Below are 17,180 nucleotides of genomic sequence, written 5' to 3'. Positions count from 1 at the left end.
GTGATTGGTTTTGAAAAAGTGGAAAAAGGTAACCGCCTCATTGATGCTGAGCATCGTAACATTGGGAAGTGGAATGACATTTCTGGGAGCACCCCAGGCTTCAGCTGCTGCCAATGCCGTTCCTGCATATGAAGTAAAGTTTCTGGCCAAGCCGGAACTTGTATTGAATACAGATGGGACACCACGCAGTGAAGTGATCCAGACACTCGGCCTAAATTCCACGTCAAGAAATATTAACGTAGAGTACTTCGACACCAATGCTCTCGGATTGGATCAACAAGGATGGAACGTTCGTTTTCGCAAAAAGGATGATAAAAATAACTACGAATTGACTTATAAAAAACGCTACCCTGTGATCAATGGCGATATCAACGCAGCGCTGACTCTGGCTAACCAAGAGGGATTTGATAAATCGGATGATAACTACGAGGCTGAAATTGATTGGGGATACGGCAAACAGACGCTGAGCTTCTCCAACACCAAAAAAGTCGATACCAAAGCGACAGGAGTCCAACTTCCTTCCCAGCAAGAAGCCTTGAACATGTTACTGGACAAGCTCCCGGGCAAATTGAAAAACTGGTCTGCCTCCAACTGGGGCAAGCAGCAATTGACTCAATCCCGTGCATATGGTCCAATCACATTCCAACGATATGAAGGTACATGGAGTGGTCAAGAGCTTACACTCGAAGTATGGCCGATCCGTGACGCAGCAGGTACAGGTATTGAGAATATCGTAGAGGTTTCTTTCAAAACCGATGATACTGTAGCCGTATCCGGACTGCGTACCCAACTGTTGCAGTTGCTGGAGAACAACAACTGGCTGATTCCGGCTGATGGCTTGAAAACACAGACGATTCTGGAAAGATACTAATCGCTAGCTCTAATTAAAAAGACAAGCTCCTCTTCCTGCGGACACCGTAGGAGAGGGCTTGTCTTTTTTTCCGTAGTGAATTAAATGATCTGTTATTTAAGTAATTCTACGATTAACATCAGTTGAGATTTTACTGGTTATTCGCTTAACAGTTTGGATGATGGACACTATGTATTGGCTATTCTACAACTCGGTAACCTATATCAATTCAATTTATAGTGGAAAGTTACGCGGTTCAATGATCAGATTTCGCTATTTCATTTTCATATTATCATATGGACTACTTATTTGTATGACAATATGCGATAATTGATAATTATTCTCAAATACATCATATGTAATGTTACTATGGTAAGTTAAGGAGGGATTCTGGTGACTTTGCAAGTCTTTCCACTGATATCTAACGGTGACCATACCCGTGACCTATATGCAAGATTCAAGACATCCGAAGTTCTCGATCAAGCGTCTTTTCTTGCCCCATTCGTATTAGCGGACTCACATCTTCTGCTCATCTGTACTGGTGGTGAAGCTGATATTCGTATTGGGCACAGGCTGAATCATGCCACACTCGGCAAGATGTATCTGATCCTGCCAGGAACAGCGATAGAATATACAACGGATGAGGTTCATCCTTTACAGGGCATCGCGATATATTTTGATATGTTGAAGCCTCTCTCCGACATCAATAAAGCTACTTCCGGATCTACTGTAATGGAGGTATACCAAAAAGGGTTACTTCGTTCGGCTTATGCCGATGAGTTACCGCATGAACTTTTTCAGGAATGTACTAGAATTGCCTCACAGCTCCATGAATGCATCTCTGTACCTCAAGAAAATCGTCCATTTCGTATTCAGACTTTGATGCATGAATTGTTAACCCATGTGTATGCTCCTCCCAAAGAAAGTGCAATAGGAGATTCCGAACACACCTCTGCTTTGGATCAAACGCTTGAACTTATTGAGCTTGGATATGCTGAGCATCTTTCTCGTGAAGTTCTTGCCGGAGTGGCAGGCATGAGTGTGTGGCACTATTCGCGGGTATTCAAAAACAGCACTGGCATCAGTCCCATGGAATACGTGAATAGCATCCGCATGGACCGGGCCAAAGAGATGCTGCTCGTCCCCGGCCAAACCATCAAACATATCGCCTCACAGGTTGGTTTTCAGGACGAGTTTTACTTTAGTCGCAAATTCAAAAAATATGTTGGCGTGTCTCCCTCTACCTATCAACGACAGAAACGCAGTAAAATTGCCGCTCTCTCCTTCGGAACCACTGGCCATCTGCTGGCATTACAGATCATCCCCCATGCGGCATTGATCGATAACCGACGGGATCAACACAGGAATCTGTTTTTCTCGAATATCCCTTATCATCTGGGACGTAGCAAACGCATGAATCCTCGTATCTGGCAAACCAACGTTGAGTTGTTGATGCAAGCGAGCCCTGACCTCATACTCTGTAATGAGTACGAAGCCCATACGTTAAAAAGAACGCTACAGCGAATTGCGCCTACCATCGTTATCCCATGGAAAGGATTGAGCTGGCGGGAACACTTCATACAAGTTGCCTCCATTGTGGGACAGCAACAAGATGCTCAGCAGTGGTTGGAGCAGTATGATGACAAAGTAACCCATGCCAAAGAAATGCTTAGTCATCTCATCGGTAAGGATACGGTCTCCATCATTCATATCATGATGGGTCATCTGTTAATCTACGGGCGACGCAATGGGGGTGCTGTTCTATATAACGATCTCGGTGTGTCCCCTTCACACGATCTGCTTCCAGGGCAAGTCTATCGCGCATTGGATGAACAGGAGTTGCCTCGAATGGTTGGAGATCGCATGTTACTGATTGTGGATCAGGACTCAGAATCCCAGCAACGTTGGCATAAACTACAACATACTCAGCTATGGCAAGATTTGATGCCCGTGCAGAACAAGCATGTATATCTGCTAGATGAAATGCCTTGGTTGGATTATTCACCATATGCTCATGATCAGATTGTCAATGAAACCCTGAAACTATTTGGTGGTACTCAGCACATTAATCCATGACCGGATAGCACAGAAGGCTATGTCTCCCCCAACATGAGACCGCTACAATATAAAGTGTACTGAGAATCAATATCATTAGAAACACAGGGGGATTATGATGTACAAACTGCATTATGTCAAAATAACGGGGATACTGTTCATACTCGCCATGTTACTTGTTGCGTGTGGGCAGACACCTGCAAGCACTTCGCAGCCATCTGCAGATGGCGTAAAATCAGCTGCGGGTACAGATGGCGACTCATCCACTGAATCAGCTACTAAGACCGTGGAGAGCGCCAGTGGCAGCAAAGAAATCCCGGCACATCCTGAACGAATTGTGTCCATTAATATGGAGGATATTCTCCTCTCCTTGGAGGTACCACTGGTACTTGCTACACCTATTGGCCGGCAAGATTATCTGAATGAGCAACTTGAAGCCCAAGGCGTAGCTGTCGAACCCATTAATGAAAGTGTCAATTTTGAAGCTGTAGTTAGCGCCAATCCGGACCTCATTATTGCCAATGCCAGTTTGGATGCCAAAATTCTCGAACAACTCGAGAAGATCGCGCCTACGATCACTTATGATCGCCGTAATTGGCAGGAATCTATCGTGCAGGTAGCTACTGCGCTAGATATTGAAGAGCGGGCTGAACAGCTTTTACAAAAAAATAAAGATCAAGTAACTAAAGCTCAGAAGCTCGCAGCCGATATCACCAAGACCAAACCTACAGCTGCATTCCTGCGCCTGGAAGAGAAGGATATGCGTTTGTTCTTCTCTTCTATTCCATCCACGCCATTTCCAGCTTCCAGTTATGTAGGATCGGGTTATGAGGTTGGATTCACTCCCGATGCTCTCGTTACCAAACTCGAGGCAGAGAACCCGGATCGGATGAATGCCAGTATCTCGGTAGAACTTTTGCCTGAAATCAAAGCAGACTATCTGTTTATCGTGTCTATTAGCTCAGATGGGTCAGCTGAAGCGTTGCAAAAAACAAAAGATGAACTCAACGAAATCCAGCAACTCCAAGTATGGAAAAGCCTACCCGCTGTCCAAAATGGTCATGTCTATGTCCTCAATGCTAAGAAATGGCTTATTGATGGCCCCATTGCCGAATCGCTCAAACGCAATGAAATGCTCGAAGTTCTTGGACTACCTGCTCCCTGATTCCAAACATACCGACTATTTCATCCACAACAAACAAAAGGAGATTCACCGGATTTTCGGTGGATCTCCTTTATATTTAATATTCCATATGGCCTCATTCAGTCCTGTTTCAGGAAAAATCATTCTACATGCTTAACATTTAAATGCATTTCATGTACACCCTTCTCTTCCTACAAATAATTAGGGATAGGTATTCATCAAAATCATAAATAACTGTCCAGCTTTTAATATATTTTGAAATTTTGGGCTGTTTCAATCCCAAGTGCACTCTGGATAAACGTATTAGCCACTTTCTCTACAGGTACAGGATTAAATCCAATAAAGAAATCCTTATATTTTTCCGCCGACTCTACAAACAGATTAGGACTAACCGAATTCAAACGAATGCCTCTTGGTAACTCAAACGCTGCCGCTTTGGCAAACGAATCAATAGCCCCATTGACCATAGCACTTGATGCACCTTGCTCAATAGGGTGGTCTTGTATAATGCCACTGACCAGCGTGAAACTCCCCTTGTCGTTAATATAGTGCTGTCCAATCAATACGATATTGACCTGTCCAAGCAGTTTACCCTGCACACTAATCATATTGTTCTCAGGTGTAAGTTCTTCGAGTTTCGCATAATGGGTCTGGCCCGCCGCCACAATGACGTAATCAATATTTCTCACCGTTTCAAAAAGGGTAGTGATACTCTCTGTCGAGGTCATATCCACCTGAACATCTCCGGATTGTCTACCTGCTGTAATAACCTCAACAGAATAATCTCTCAGTTTCGCAACAACAGCTTTACCTAGCGTTCCGTTTCCACCAATGACCAGAGCTCTTTTCATTACTGTTTGTCCTCCTTTATAAATAAATATGGTTATTCAGATACGAATTGTTCTATTTATTTAAACAAAGATTCCATCCTTAATCAAATGACAATTGACCCTATTTTAAATAGATTACACTTATTCTTTTTAACACAAAAAGAGCCTTTGCTATAAGCAAAAGCTCTTCTATATGTTACTAGGAAGCGGGTGATGGGAATCGAACCCACGCTATTAGCTTGGAAGGCTAAAGTTCTACCATTGAACTACACCCGCAAATAAAAAAAATCGGGATGACACGATTTGAACATGCGACCCCCTGGTCCCAAACCAGGTGCTCTACCAAGCTGAGCTACATCCCGATACTTATGAAAATAATGGCGCGCCCTGAGAGATTCGAACTCCCGGCCTTTTGATTCGTAGTCAAACGCTCTATCCAGCTGAGCTAAGGGCGCAAATATTGGAGCGGAAGACGGGAATCGAACCCGCGACCCTCGCCTTGGCAAGGCGATGCTCTACCGCTGAGCCACTTCCGCAAAACATATGGTGCGGTCGAGAGGACTCGAACCTCCACGGGGGTTAGCCCACACGGACCTGAACCGTGCGCGTCTGCCAATTCCGCCACGACCGCAAAATATAATGGTGAGTCATGAAGGGCTCGAACCTTCGACACCCTGATTAAAAGTCAGGTGCTCTACCAACTGAGCTAATGACTCGTAATGAAATGGCTGGGGATATAGGATTTGAACCTATGCATGACGGAGTCAAAGTCCGTTGCCTTACCGCTTGGCTAATCCCCATTAAAAAATCATGGGGCGATCGAGGGGAATTGAACCCCCGAATGCCGGATCCACAAACCGGTGCGTTAACCACTTCGCCACGACCGCCATAGAGTAAGCCATTCATCCACTAAGAGAATCTTAGTATTAACAATTTCACTTGTAATATACATTCTATCACAAATTCAGATGTAAATACTAAAAATGGTGCCGGCGAGAGGACTTGAACCCCCAACCTACTGATTACAAGTCAGTTGCTCTACCAGTTGAGCTACACCGGCACGGTGTATATTTAATTATAAAATGGCGGAACCGACGGGATTCGAACCCGCGATCTCCTGCGTGACAGGCAGGCATGTTAGGCCAACTACACCACGGTTCCAGATCACTTTCTCAAGGAAAGTATAATTGCGGGGGCAGGATTTGAACCTGCGGCCTTCGGGTTATGAGCCCGACGAGCTACCGGGCTGCTCCACCCCGCGTCGTTATAAAGTTATATGGTGGAGGCTGAGGGGATCGAACCCCCGACCCTCTGCTTGTAAGGCAGATGCTCTCCCAGCTGAGCTAAGCCTCCATATTATGACCCGTAGGGGATTCGAACCCCTGTTACCTCCGTGAAAGGGAGGTGTCTTAACCCCTTGACCAACGGGCCTTGCTAAAAAATATCTGGCGGAGAGAGAGGGATTCGAACCCTCGAGACGCTTGTGACGCCTACACGATTTCCAATCGTGCTCCTTCGGCCAGCTCGGACACCTCTCCATATGGCTCCCCGAACAGGGCTCGAACCTGTGACAACTCGATTAACAGTCGAGTGCTCTACCAACTGAGCTATCAGGGAATGGTGGAGCCAAGCGGGATCGAACCGCTGACCTCCTGCTTGCAAGGCAGGCGCTCTCCCAGCTGAGCTATGGCCCCATACACTGTGTATTTCTTGTTGTGGTCTTGCTATGGGCCCTGGTGGACTCGAACCACCGGCCTCACCCTTATCAGAGGTGCGCTCTAACCAACTGAGCTAAGGGCCCTAATATATATCCCTTATTCCTTGGCAAGGGGGGCAAAAAAAATACCCCAAAGGGAAATCGCTTGGCGGCGTCCTACTCTCCCAGGACCCTGCGGTCCAAGTACCATCGGCGCTAGAGGGCTTAACGGTCGTGTTCGGGATGGGTACGTGTGGAACCCCTCCGCCATCGCCACCAAACGCATAGCTTAGCTTACATTCAGAGATCGTTCTCTGAAAACTAGATTCGAAACGAAACACGCGAATTACAACTTGCTATTGGATAAGCCCTCGACCGATTAGTACTGGTCAGCTCCATGCATTGCTGCACTTCCACCCCCAGCCTATCTACCTCGTCGTCTTCAAGGGGTCTTACATACTGGGAAATCTCATCTTGAGGGGGGCTTCACGCTTAGATGCTTTCAGCGTTTATCCCGTCCGTACATAGCTACCCAGCGGTGCTCCTGGCGGAACAACTGGTACACCAGCGGTACGTCCATCCCGGTCCTCTCGTACTAAGGACAGCTCCTCTCAAATTTCCTACGCCCACGACAGATAGGGACCGAACTGTCTCACGACGTTCTGAACCCAGCTCGCGTACCGCTTTAATGGGCGAACAGCCCAACCCTTGGGACCTACTTCAGCCCCAGGATGCGATGAGCCGACATCGAGGTGCCAAACCTCCCCGTCGATGTGGACTCTTGGGGGAGATAAGCCTGTTATCCCCAGGGTAGCTTTTATCCGTTGAGCGATGGCCCTTCCATGCGGTACCACCGGATCACTAAGCCCGACTTTCGTCCCTGCTCGACTTGTAGGTCTCGCAGTCAAGCTCCCTTATGCCTTTGCACTCTTCGAATGATTTCCAACCATTCTGAGGGAACCTTTGGGCGCCTCCGTTACTCTTTAGGAGGCGACCGCCCCAGTCAAACTGCCCACCTGACACTGTCCCCGCACCGGATTACGGTACCAGGTTAGAACCTAGATACGATCAGGGTGGTATCCCAACGTTGCCTCCACGCAAGCTGGCGCTCACGTTTCAAAGGCTCCCACCTATCCTGTACAGATCGTACCCAAATTCAATATCAAGCTGCAGTAAAGCTCCATGGGGTCTTTCCGTCTTGTCGCGGGTAACCTGCATCTTCACAGGTATTAAAATTTCACCGGATCTCTCGTTGAGACAGCGCCCAAGTCGTTACGCCATTCGTGCGGGTCAGAATTTACCTGACAAGGAATTTCGCTACCTTAGGACCGTTATAGTTACGGCCGCCGTTTACTGGGGCTTCGGTTCACAGCTTCGGGATTGCTCCCTAACCACTCCCCTTAACCTTCCAGCACCGGGCAGGCGTCAGCCCGTATACTTCGCCTTACGGCTTCGCACAGACCTGTGTTTTTGCTAAACAGTCGCTTGGGCCTTTTCACTGCGGCCCCCTCGTGCTATTCACACTACCGGGGCACCCCTTCTCCCGAAGTTACGGGGTCATTTTGCCGAGTTCCTTAACGAGAGTTCTTCCGCGCGCCTTAGAATACTCTTCTCGCCTACCTGTGTCGGTTTGCGGTACGGGCACCATCACCTGGCTAGAGGCTTTTCTTGGCAGTGTGAGATCATGACCTTCGCTACTATAATTTTCGCTCCCCATCACAGCTCAGCCTTACAATGTGCGGATTTGCCTACACATCAGCCTTACTGCTTAGACGGACATCCATCAGTCCGCGTCACTACCCTACTGCGTCCCCCCATTGCTCATAACGGCTTACGGTGGTACAGGAATTTCGACCTGTTGTCCTTCGACTACGCCTTTCGGCCTCGCCTTAGGTCCCGACTTACCCTGAGCGGACGAGCCTTCCTCAGGAACCCTTAGGCTTTCGGCGGATCAGATTCTCACTGATCTTTTCGTTACTCATACCGGCATTCTCACTTGTATAATGTCCAGCGCTCCTTACGGTACACCTTCAACCCTTATACAACGCTCCCCTACCCCTGATGCAAAGCATCAAGCCATAGCTTCGGTGGTGTGTTTAGCCCCGTTACATTTTCGGCGCAGAGTCACTCGACCAGTGAGCTATTACGCACTCTTTCAATGATGGCTGCTTCTAAGCCAACATCCTGGTTGTCTGTGCAACTCCACATCCTTTCCCACTTAACACACACTTGGGGACCTTAGCTGATGGTCTGGGCTGTTTCCCTTTTGACAATGGATCTTAGCACTCACTGTCTGACTCCCGGAAGTAAGTCTATGGCATTCGGAGTTTGACTGAGCTTGGTAACCCTTGCGGGCCCCGCACCCAATCAGTGCTCTACCTCCACGACTCTGTTTTCCGAGGCTAGCCCTAAAGCTATTTCGGGGAGAACCAGCTATCTCCGAGTTCGATTGGAATTTCTCCGCTACCCCCACCTCATCCCCGCATTTTTCAACATGCGTGGGTTCGGGCCTCCAGTGCGTGTTACCGCACCTTCACCCTGGACAGGGGTAGATCACCCGGTTTCGGGTCTACGTCCACGTACTAAGTCGCCCTATTCAGACTCGCTTTCGCTGCGGCTCCGGCTCTTCACCTTAACCTTGCACGGGAACGTAACTCGCCGGTTCATTCTACAAAAGGCACGCCATCACCCCTAAAACGGGCTCTGACTTTTTGTAAGCACACGGTTTCAGGTTCTATTTCACTCCCCTTCCGGGGTGCTTTTCACCTTTCCCTCACGGTACTGCTTCACTATCGGTCGCTAGGAAGTATTTAGCCTTGGCAGATGGTCCTGCCGGATTCATACGGGGTTTCACGTGCCCCGCACTACTCGGGATCCGTCTCGGAGGGAACAGACTTTCAACTACAGGGCTTTTACCTTCTTTGGCGGGCCTTTCCAGACCTCTTCGCTTAACCGGTTCCTTTGTAACTCCATGTGAGACGTCCCACAACCCCAAAGAGCAAGCTCTTTGGTTTGGGCTTCTCCGCGTTCGCTCGCCGCTACTGACGGAATCACTATTGTTTTCTCTTCCTCAGGGTACTTAGATGTTTCAGTTCCCCTGGTATGCCTCTACACAACCTATGTATTCAGTTGTGAGTAACTGGAAATTACCCCAGCTGGGTTTCCCCATTCGGACACCCCCGGATCAAAGCTTGCTTACAGCTCCCCGAGGCAGTTTCGTTGTTCGCCACGTCCTTCATCGGCTCCTAGCGCCTAGGCATCCTCCGTGTGCTCTTAGTAGCTTAACCATTTTGTTCCGGTTTCGGTCGCTCGCTTCCCTTGTTTTGCTTGCGCAAAGCCAAAAGTCGCTCTCACCCGATACCCTCACAAAAGCAATTTAACTACCTTTATACACTTGACTTGTTTGCACAAGTTCAGCTTAAAGGAATGTTCTAATTCGCGTTTGTTTCGTTTCGATATCTAGTTTTCAAAGAACAAGCTCCATGCAAAAGCAAGCTGTTTGAGAGTTTGAGCTCTCAAAACCGAACAACGAGTGAGTGTTTTGCAGCTAAGCTGCGTATTTGAATGTTTCCGTTGCAGGAAACGATTCTCCATAGAAAGGAGGTGATCCAGCCGCACCTTCCGATACGGCTACCTTGTTACGACTTCACCCCAATCATCTATCCCACCTTCGGCGGCTGGCTCCTTGCGGTTACCCCACCGACTTCGGGTGTTATAAACTCTCGTGGTGTGACGGGCGGTGTGTACAAGACCCGGGAACGTATTCACCGCGGCATGCTGATCCGCGATTACTAGCAATTCCGACTTCATGCAGGCGAGTTGCAGCCTGCAATCCGAACTGAGACCGGCTTTGTTGGGATTGGCTCCATCTCGCGATTTCGCAGCCCGTTGTACCGGCCATTGTAGTACGTGTGTAGCCCAGGTCATAAGGGGCATGATGATTTGACGTCATCCCCACCTTCCTCCGGTTTGTCACCGGCAGTCTATCTAGAGTGCCCATCCGAAATGCTGGCAACTAAATATAAGGGTTGCGCTCGTTGCGGGACTTAACCCAACATCTCACGACACGAGCTGACGACAACCATGCACCACCTGTCTCCTCTGTCCCGAAGGAAAGATACATCTCTGCATCGATCAGAGGGATGTCAAGACCTGGTAAGGTTCTTCGCGTTGCTTCGAATTAAACCACATACTCCACTGCTTGTGCGGGTCCCCGTCAATTCCTTTGAGTTTCAGTCTTGCGACCGTACTCCCCAGGCGGAGTGCTTAATGTGTTAACTTCGGCACCAAGGGTATCGAAACCCCTAACACCTAGCACTCATCGTTTACGGCGTGGACTACCAGGGTATCTAATCCTGTTTGCTCCCCACGCTTTCGCGCCTCAGCGTCAGTTACAGCCCAGAGAGTCGCCTTCGCCACTGGTGTTCCTCCACATATCTACGCATTTCACCGCTACACGTGGAATTCCACTCTCCTCTTCTGCACTCAAGTCACCCAGTTTCCAGTGCGATCCGGGGTTGAGCCCCGGGATTAAACACCAGACTTAAATGACCGCCTGCGCGCGCTTTACGCCCAATAATTCCGGACAACGCTTGCCCCCTACGTATTACCGCGGCTGCTGGCACGTAGTTAGCCGGGGCTTTCTTCTCAGGTACCGTCACCTTGAGAGCAGTTACTCTCCCAAGCGTTCTTCCCTGGCAACAGAGCTTTACGATCCGAAAACCTTCATCACTCACGCGGCATTGCTCCGTCAGGCTTTCGCCCATTGCGGAAGATTCCCTACTGCTGCCTCCCGTAGGAGTCTGGGCCGTGTCTCAGTCCCAGTGTGGCCGATCACCCTCTCAGGTCGGCTACGCATCGTCGCCTTGGTGAGCCGTTACCTCACCAACTAGCTAATGCGCCGCAGGCCCATCCCCAAGTGACAGATTGCTCCGTCTTTCCAGTTTCCTTCAGGCGAAGAAAACAACTATTCGGTATTAGCTACCGTTTCCGGTAGTTGTCCCAAACTTGAGGGCAGGTTGCCTACGTGTTACTCACCCGTCCGCCGCTAACCATCAGAGAAGCAAGCTTCTCTTCAAGTCCGCTCGACTTGCATGTATTAGGCATGCCGCCAGCGTTCGTCCTGAGCCAGGATCAAACTCTCCAATAAAGTATTGAAAAGAGCGATAAGCTCATTTTGAATCTGACGAGATTAAAAATCTCATTTGTGCTCCAGCCGATTCAAGCCAAGGCTTGTCTCAAACTTTCGCGTTCATTCTGCAAGCAGAATGTTCACTCACTCGTTGTTCAGTTTTCAAAGATCAAACTTGTTTCGTTACCGAATGTCGTTCTCTTCAGCAACTCTTATATAATATCATGTCCGAACCAACTTTGCAAGCTCTTTTTTTAAGTTTCTTTCGAAGCTTATTTCATTCGCTTGCCGCACCGTGTAAACCGTGTTTTCTTGGCCGGAATTAGAATATATCATGTACAGATTTCAATTGCAAGTCTTTTTTCAAAAATGATAATCAACCCACATCATCAGCACAATATGTAATCTGACGCTCCTGTATTATAGAAATCACTCTCAGCATCCTTATTACGGCGCTTCTAATATACATATCCATTAAACATAACCAGGGAAGCCACTTCCACTGCGATTGCAGTGAACAATTGATTGTGACTAGCCCTAGTTTTCGGAGATCTCAGTTTTCTTTCCTTCTATAATAAATAAGAAAGTATATTCCTTGGGCACAGCTTACACATTCCGTTTCACTTCTCAGTGCTTACAATATGCGCTTACCAAGTAAGGAAGCGATCAGTTCCACACCAAGCCTTGCCGTATGTCTATTGTGATCAAACAACGGATTCACCTCAACCAGTTCCATCGACGTAACTTGATTTGTGGAAGCAAGTATCTCCAATGCATAATGTGCCTCTCGGTAATTCAGACCACCAGGTACTGGGGTGCCCACACCCGGAGCCTCCCGCGGATCCAGACAATCCATGTCGAAGCTGACATGAATACCATCTGTCCCTTTTCCCGCTGTAGCTATTGCTTCCTCAATAACTTGCTTTATTCCCATCCGGTCAATATCATGCATCGTAAATGCTCGGATTCCCATTCCCTTAATCTGCTCTTTCTCATACTCATCCAGATCACGCAGACCAATATAGACCAAGTTGGACGGATCAATAAACGCGCCTGCTCCAGCAATGTGCGACAGATTGAATGCAGTATGCCCCAAGGATGCAGCCACACTCATCCCATGCATATTACCGGACAAGCTGCGTTCTTCCGTATTCAAGTCTGCATGCGCATCAAACCAGATCACACCCAAATTCGAATAATGTGCTGTTAGCCCGGCAAAAGTACCAATCGCTACACTATGATCTCCCCCAAGCACAAGTGGAAAAGCCCCCTCCTCTACTGCACCTGATACTTCACTACACACCTTCTCACTGACCTGACGTACCTCATTTAAGTGTTTTACACGATTTCGCTCAATAGGGGCAGCTGGTTCAGAAGGACAATCTACCCGCACTTCTTTGGAAAGCACTAGCCCAAGACTCGCAATCTCCCGCTTCAGTCCAGCTGTAATCAATTCATCCGGCCCCAACTCTGCTCCACCTCTTGCTCCACCGAGTCCAAAAGGAACCTTAATGATAGCAATATTACGTCGCACAGATGTTTGACTTGTATCAATAGAAGTATCTTTTATTCCACCATGGACATCATCATCATTTTTCATGTAGGTCAGCTCCCTCTTTGGTGATCAATACCTGCTCAATTCTCTCCAGTGCCCAATCAATCTCGGACTCTTTAATCGTCAGTGGTGGGGCAAATCGAATGGTTGTCTCATGCGTTTCTTTACACAGCAGTCCAGCAGACATCAAACGCTCACAATAAGGGCGGGCTGGTTCATGCAGTTCAACACCGATAAACAAGCCTTTCCCCCGAATATCCCGTATGGCTGAACTGCGAATATCTCGAAGTCTTTTCATAAAATAGTTCCCCAGACGCTCCGATCGCTCGGCAAGCTTCTCATCTTCAAGAACTTTCAGAGCTGCTATAGCTACGGCGCAGGCGAGTGGGTTACCCCCAAACGTAGAACCATGAGACCCCGGCTCAAACAAGTCAAGTATCTCCGCATCAGCAGCAATAGCCGAGATCGGCATGACTCCTCCCCCCAGCGCTTTGCCCATAATCCAAATGTCCGGTTCAACCCCTTCCCAGTCGGAGGCAAAACGGCGACCTGTTCTTCCAAATCCGGTCTGGATCTCATCAGATACAGTCAACACCTGCTGGCTCTCACACAGAGCAAAAGCTTCTGCCAAATATCCATCAGGCGGGATAACGATTCCTGCTTCGCCCTGAATAGGCTCTACAAGAAAACCAGCCGTATTTGGTGTAATGGCCTGCTTCAGCGCTTCTATATCTCCATAGGGAATAATCCGAAATCCAGGTGTGAACGGTCCAAAATCTTTTTTATACTCCGCTGAAGAAGAAAAAGACGTAACCGTCAGAGTTCTTCCATGAAAGTTACCAGAGCATACGATAATCTCGGCTTGATTTCCCGGTACACCTTTGCAACGATAAGCCCATCTACGTACCGCCTTCACCGCAGTCTCCACCGCTTCCGCTCCTGTATTCATGGCGAGAATCTTCGATTTCCCCGTGAATTGTGAGAGTTTCTGATAAAAAAGAGAAGCTGAGCTGCTGTGGAATGCCCGTGATGTCAGCGTAACCTGATCTGCCTGATCCTTGAGCGCCTGTATGATCAAAGGATGTCTATGACCATGATTCAATGCAGAGTATGCACTTAACATATCCATATAACGGCGGCCTTCAGGGTCTTCCACCCATACCCCTTCTGCCTGTTCAATTACAATTGGGAGCGGATGATAATTAGGTGCAGCATAACGCTCCGACCAATCAATTAACATTTTGGAATCTGACATACACACCCAACACCTTTCCAAAATATTGTATACAAAATACAATAACAATGTATGCGATACCATCGCCATTTACGACTACATCTCTCTTTTTCCACTCCAGCCTAATCCAAGCCTTTCTCGAATCCAATCCTTTATCCATAGTTAGCGAGAAGTAGAAAGTCTACGTTCCAACCAAGAGAGTAAATTAGCCAGTGTAAATGTGATTATAAAATAGAGGCCGGCGGCAACAAGCAGCGGAGCAAGCGGCTGGAACGTAACACCCTGAATCGTCCTGGCCGTGTATATAATCTCGGCTATGCCGATCATGGAGACAAGCGAAGAATCTTTAATGATAATAATGAATTCATTACCGATGGCTGGAAGCATGTTACGAAAAGCCTGCGGCAGTATAATATAACGAAGTGTCATACCATTTGTCATACCAAGGGAGCGCGAAGCTTCAGTCTGTCCTTTATCAATCGCTTGAATCCCGGCCCTGAACACCTCCGCCATATAAGCCGAGCTATTCATCGTCAGAGCTACCACCCCCGACATAAATGCCGGCAAGTTCACACCTACAACCGTCAGACCATAATGAATAATAAGAATCTGTACGAGCATTGGCGTTCCCCGAATGAGTTCGATATACGTCGATGCCACAAATTTAATTGGCCATATTCGGGATATTCGCATTAGCGCCATGATTACACCCAGCAACGTACCAAACAATACGCCGAAGAAGGAAAGTTCAAGCGTGACCCACGCACTTCGTGCATAATCCTGCCAATGTTCTAATAGAAAGGAAAAATCTAAATTCACGGCATATCCCTCACTCGTCCGGTTTATTCGCCGAGCATCTCATTCGCTTCAACGACGAACCGTTCAATATCTCCGTTTGTTTTGAGCTTTTCCAATGTAGTGTTGATCTGATCCAGCAGCTTCTGATTACCTTTCTTCACCGCGATGGCCGAACCACCCTCGTCTTCAGCCTGTTCAATCTTCACACCTGCAACAACAAGCCCCTCTTGGTTCTTCACATACTGTTCAGCCACCGGCTTCTCCAGGATGAGTGCGTCTACACGCCCCGTCTGCAACTCCAGAATCAGTTCAGGTATTTTGGCCAGAGAAGTGAGCTTTGCTCCCTCTATTTCCCGAGCAATCCCTTCCTGAATGGAACTCTTTTGTACACCAACCTGCTTGCCTGATAGATCATCTATGGACTTTAATGCCGTATCTTCCCCTTTTCTAACAAGTACAGCCTGCTCTGCATAATAGTAGATATCCGTAAAATCAACATTCTTCTTTCGTTCTTCGGTAGGGGTTAAGCCTGATATCACAAAATCAACCTTATCTGTACCGAGGGCCATAAGAAGGCCATCAAAGTCCATGTCCTCAATCTTCAGCTCGGCTCCCAGATCAGCCGCAATTGCTTTGGCAATCTCGATGTCAAAACCTACAATGGTATCTTTACCATCGATTTTCTTATGAAATTCATAGGGTGCATAGTCCGCACTGGTTCCAAGTACAATGACTTCCTTTTCCGCAGAGCTACTGCCCGAAGACGAAGTAGCGTCTGATCCGGTCTCTGTCGTTTTTTCATGCCCACATGCGGACATGAATACAACCACTAACAACAGCATCATTGGCAAGAGCACTTTTTTCACACATCATACCCCTATTCTTTTTTTGAATGAGTAACATAATGATTTGTATACAATATACATAAGACAATATATGGACTTATATGTAAGTAATACTAACAAACATTCTGGTTTATCACAATCATTATTTAAACATTTATACGCTTTAATTCCATAAAATGTGCTATACATGACACAGCATTTACATCGGCTGAAACATGAAGTTTGCTTGCCCAACTTCCCCCTCGGTGTTAAGATGATAAAAACTTGAAACTCCTGAACGGCGCGTACAGTACGGCCTCACACCCAGCTATTTATTCACTATACATAGAAAGGAGGATTCGGTATGGAGGTACCCAAATACCGGTCCTTGAAAGATCACGTATACGATTACATTGCCCAGAAGATCCAGGACGGAACCTTGCTTCCCAACCAGAAGATCAACGAGGCAGAAATATGCAAAAAGCTGGACATCAGTCGCACGCCTACTCGGGAGGCGCTTTTCCAGCTGGCTTCAGACAATCTGCTGCAATACATCCCACGCAGGGGATTTATTGTCACTCCTTTTGATGCAGGCAAAAAACTGGAGTTCTCCCAAGCGATCGGTGTGCTGGAGGCACTTGCTGCCACACTTGCAGCAGACCATCTCAGACCATCCGAACTACTGGAGATGGAAACTCTGGTTGTTCGAATGGACGAAGATATCAGCCAGCTTGATCTTGCTGCTTACAACAAGAACCAATATCAGTTCCATAATCTGTACATTCAGCGATGTGGTAACGCCACAGTCATTGAGATGTTAAACACATTGAAGAACAGTTTCATAAGGCAGTCCTATGTTAGTGATAATAAACCAAAGCTATCTGAGGTACTGATGGAAGTTAATGAAGAGCACCGCCAAATTTTAAGTGCTTTTCGAGCCAAAGATAAGAACCAACTGGAAGCCCTGCTTAAACACCACTGGCGGATTATCGACAACGATATGCTGTAGTCCGTTCTGTCGGAACAAACCAAAGGCAACCCACACAATTGTGTGAGTTGTCTT

General features: G+C 47.6%; 9 protein-coding genes, 17 tRNA genes and 3 rRNA genes. 4 read left to right on the top strand and 25 right to left on the bottom strand.

Annotated features, from left to right (window positions below; genetic code table 11):
- The first annotated feature begins 10 nt into the window (after positions 1-10).
- From MHI48_RS01755 to MHI48_RS01745, 3 genes are all read left to right on the top strand, one after another.
- The gene (locus MHI48_RS01755; protein WP_076329873.1) at positions 11-871 is read left to right on the top strand and encodes a hypothetical protein; all 861 of its coding nucleotides are present in this window, start codon (positions 11-13) and stop codon (positions 869-871) included.
- A 372-nt stretch (positions 872-1,243) separates the two neighbouring features.
- Positions 1,244-2,926, top strand: a complete 1,683-nt coding sequence (locus MHI48_RS01750) for a helix-turn-helix domain-containing protein (RefSeq protein ID WP_076329872.1) — start codon at positions 1,244-1,246, stop codon at positions 2,924-2,926.
- A gap of 94 nt (positions 2,927-3,020) precedes the next feature.
- Positions 3,021-4,070, top strand: coding sequence for an ABC transporter substrate-binding protein (locus MHI48_RS01745; RefSeq protein WP_083677607.1), 1,050 nt, complete (start codon positions 3,021-3,023; stop codon positions 4,068-4,070).
- A gap of 224 nt (positions 4,071-4,294) precedes the next feature.
- Here MHI48_RS01745 and MHI48_RS01740 read toward each other — a convergent pair whose 3' ends face one another.
- The 25 genes from MHI48_RS01740 to MHI48_RS01620 all read right to left on the bottom strand — a co-directional run bounded on the left by MHI48_RS01740 (position 4,295) and on the right by MHI48_RS01620 (position 16,159).
- Positions 4,295-4,900, bottom strand: coding sequence for a short chain dehydrogenase (locus tag MHI48_RS01740; protein ID WP_076329870.1), 606 nt, complete (start codon positions 4,898-4,900; stop codon positions 4,295-4,297).
- A 184-nt stretch (positions 4,901-5,084) separates the two neighbouring features.
- Positions 5,085-5,155, bottom strand: a tRNA-Gly gene (locus MHI48_RS01735).
- Positions 5,156-5,167: 12 nt separating this feature from the next.
- Positions 5,168-5,241, bottom strand: a tRNA-Pro gene (locus MHI48_RS01730).
- 16 nt (positions 5,242-5,257) lie between these two features.
- Positions 5,258-5,334, bottom strand: a tRNA-Arg gene (locus MHI48_RS01725).
- Positions 5,335-5,340: 6 nt separating this feature from the next.
- Positions 5,341-5,415, bottom strand: a tRNA-Gly gene (locus MHI48_RS01720).
- Positions 5,416-5,423: 8 nt separating this feature from the next.
- A tRNA-Leu gene (locus MHI48_RS01715) sits at positions 5,424-5,510 on the bottom strand.
- Between the two features lie 9 nt (positions 5,511-5,519).
- Positions 5,520-5,595 (bottom strand) — tRNA-Lys (locus tag MHI48_RS01710).
- Positions 5,596-5,604: 9 nt separating this feature from the next.
- A tRNA-Gln gene (locus tag MHI48_RS01705) sits at positions 5,605-5,679 on the bottom strand.
- 11 nt (positions 5,680-5,690) lie between these two features.
- Positions 5,691-5,766: transfer RNA gene (locus MHI48_RS01700), tRNA-His, on the bottom strand.
- A 97-nt stretch (positions 5,767-5,863) separates the two neighbouring features.
- A tRNA-Thr gene (locus MHI48_RS01695) sits at positions 5,864-5,939 on the bottom strand.
- Positions 5,940-5,962: 23 nt separating this feature from the next.
- Positions 5,963-6,040: transfer RNA gene (locus tag MHI48_RS01690), tRNA-Asp, on the bottom strand.
- A gap of 26 nt (positions 6,041-6,066) precedes the next feature.
- Positions 6,067-6,140 (bottom strand) — tRNA-Met (locus tag MHI48_RS01685).
- Between the two features lie 16 nt (positions 6,141-6,156).
- Positions 6,157-6,232 (bottom strand) — tRNA-Val (locus tag MHI48_RS01680).
- A 6-nt stretch (positions 6,233-6,238) separates the two neighbouring features.
- A tRNA-Glu gene (locus MHI48_RS01675) sits at positions 6,239-6,310 on the bottom strand.
- Between the two features lie 15 nt (positions 6,311-6,325).
- Positions 6,326-6,417, bottom strand: a tRNA-Ser gene (locus MHI48_RS01670).
- Positions 6,418-6,420: 3 nt separating this feature from the next.
- Positions 6,421-6,496, bottom strand: a tRNA-Asn gene (locus tag MHI48_RS01665).
- A 1-nt stretch (position 6,497) separates the two neighbouring features.
- Positions 6,498-6,573, bottom strand: a tRNA-Ala gene (locus tag MHI48_RS01660).
- A 33-nt stretch (positions 6,574-6,606) separates the two neighbouring features.
- Positions 6,607-6,680: transfer RNA gene (locus tag MHI48_RS01655), tRNA-Ile, on the bottom strand.
- A 59-nt stretch (positions 6,681-6,739) separates the two neighbouring features.
- A 5S ribosomal RNA gene (rrf, locus tag MHI48_RS01650) occupies positions 6,740-6,856 on the bottom strand.
- 78 nt (positions 6,857-6,934) lie between these two features.
- Positions 6,935-9,862: ribosomal RNA gene (locus MHI48_RS01645) — 23S ribosomal RNA — on the bottom strand.
- A gap of 309 nt (positions 9,863-10,171) precedes the next feature.
- A 16S ribosomal RNA gene (locus tag MHI48_RS01640) occupies positions 10,172-11,724 on the bottom strand.
- The 16S, 23S and 5S rRNA genes sit together here with 17 tRNA genes alongside, the layout of an rRNA operon.
- Before the next feature lie 616 nt (positions 11,725-12,340).
- Positions 12,341-13,306: an arginase gene (gene rocF / locus MHI48_RS01635; RefSeq protein ID WP_083677620.1), complete on the bottom strand. Its 966-nt coding sequence runs from the start codon at positions 13,304-13,306 to the stop codon at positions 12,341-12,343.
- Positions 13,296-14,516: an ornithine--oxo-acid transaminase gene (locus tag MHI48_RS01630; protein ID WP_076329977.1), complete on the bottom strand. Its 1,221-nt coding sequence runs from the start codon at positions 14,514-14,516 to the stop codon at positions 13,296-13,298. The genes rocF and MHI48_RS01630 overlap by 11 nt, the downstream gene beginning before the upstream one ends.
- Positions 14,517-14,657: 141 nt before the next feature.
- On the bottom strand, positions 14,658-15,314 hold the full coding sequence (locus MHI48_RS01625; protein WP_338707557.1) for an amino acid ABC transporter permease: 657 nt from the start codon (positions 15,312-15,314) through the stop codon (positions 14,658-14,660).
- A 23-nt stretch (positions 15,315-15,337) separates the two neighbouring features.
- Positions 15,338-16,159, bottom strand: a complete 822-nt coding sequence (locus MHI48_RS01620; RefSeq protein ID WP_405142824.1) for a transporter substrate-binding domain-containing protein — start codon at positions 16,157-16,159, stop codon at positions 15,338-15,340.
- Between the two features lie 322 nt (positions 16,160-16,481).
- Between MHI48_RS01620 and MHI48_RS01615 the strand changes: the two genes are divergently transcribed.
- A complete protein-coding gene (locus MHI48_RS01615; RefSeq protein WP_036607955.1) occupies positions 16,482-17,126 on the top strand; it encodes a GntR family transcriptional regulator in 645 nt (214 codons plus the stop codon).
- Positions 17,127-17,180 lie beyond the last annotated feature (54 nt).

Source organism: Paenibacillus sp. FSL H7-0942, assembly GCF_045040715.1.
Classification (GTDB): Bacteria; Bacillota; Bacilli; order Paenibacillales; family Paenibacillaceae; genus Paenibacillus; species Paenibacillus amylolyticus.
This window is presented reverse-complemented; position numbering and strand designations above follow the sequence as displayed.

Bases quoted from the DNA above. Each gene is read 5' to 3' on its own strand.
- MHI48_RS01745 (WP_083677607.1), top strand. From the start codon at position 3,021: ATGATGTACAAACTGCATTATGTCAAAATAACGGGGATACTGTTCATA.
- rocF (WP_083677620.1), bottom strand. From the start codon at position 13,306: ATGAAAAATGATGATGATGTCCATGGTGGAATAAAAGATACTTCTATT.
- MHI48_RS01630 (WP_076329977.1), bottom strand. From the start codon at position 14,516: ATGTCAGATTCCAAAATGTTAATTGATTGGTCGGAGCGTTATGCTGCA.
- MHI48_RS01740 (WP_076329870.1), bottom strand. From the start codon at position 4,900: ATGAAAAGAGCTCTGGTCATTGGTGGAAACGGAACGCTAGGTAAAGCT.
- MHI48_RS01615 (WP_036607955.1), top strand. From the start codon at position 16,482: ATGGAGGTACCCAAATACCGGTCCTTGAAAGATCACGTATACGATTAC.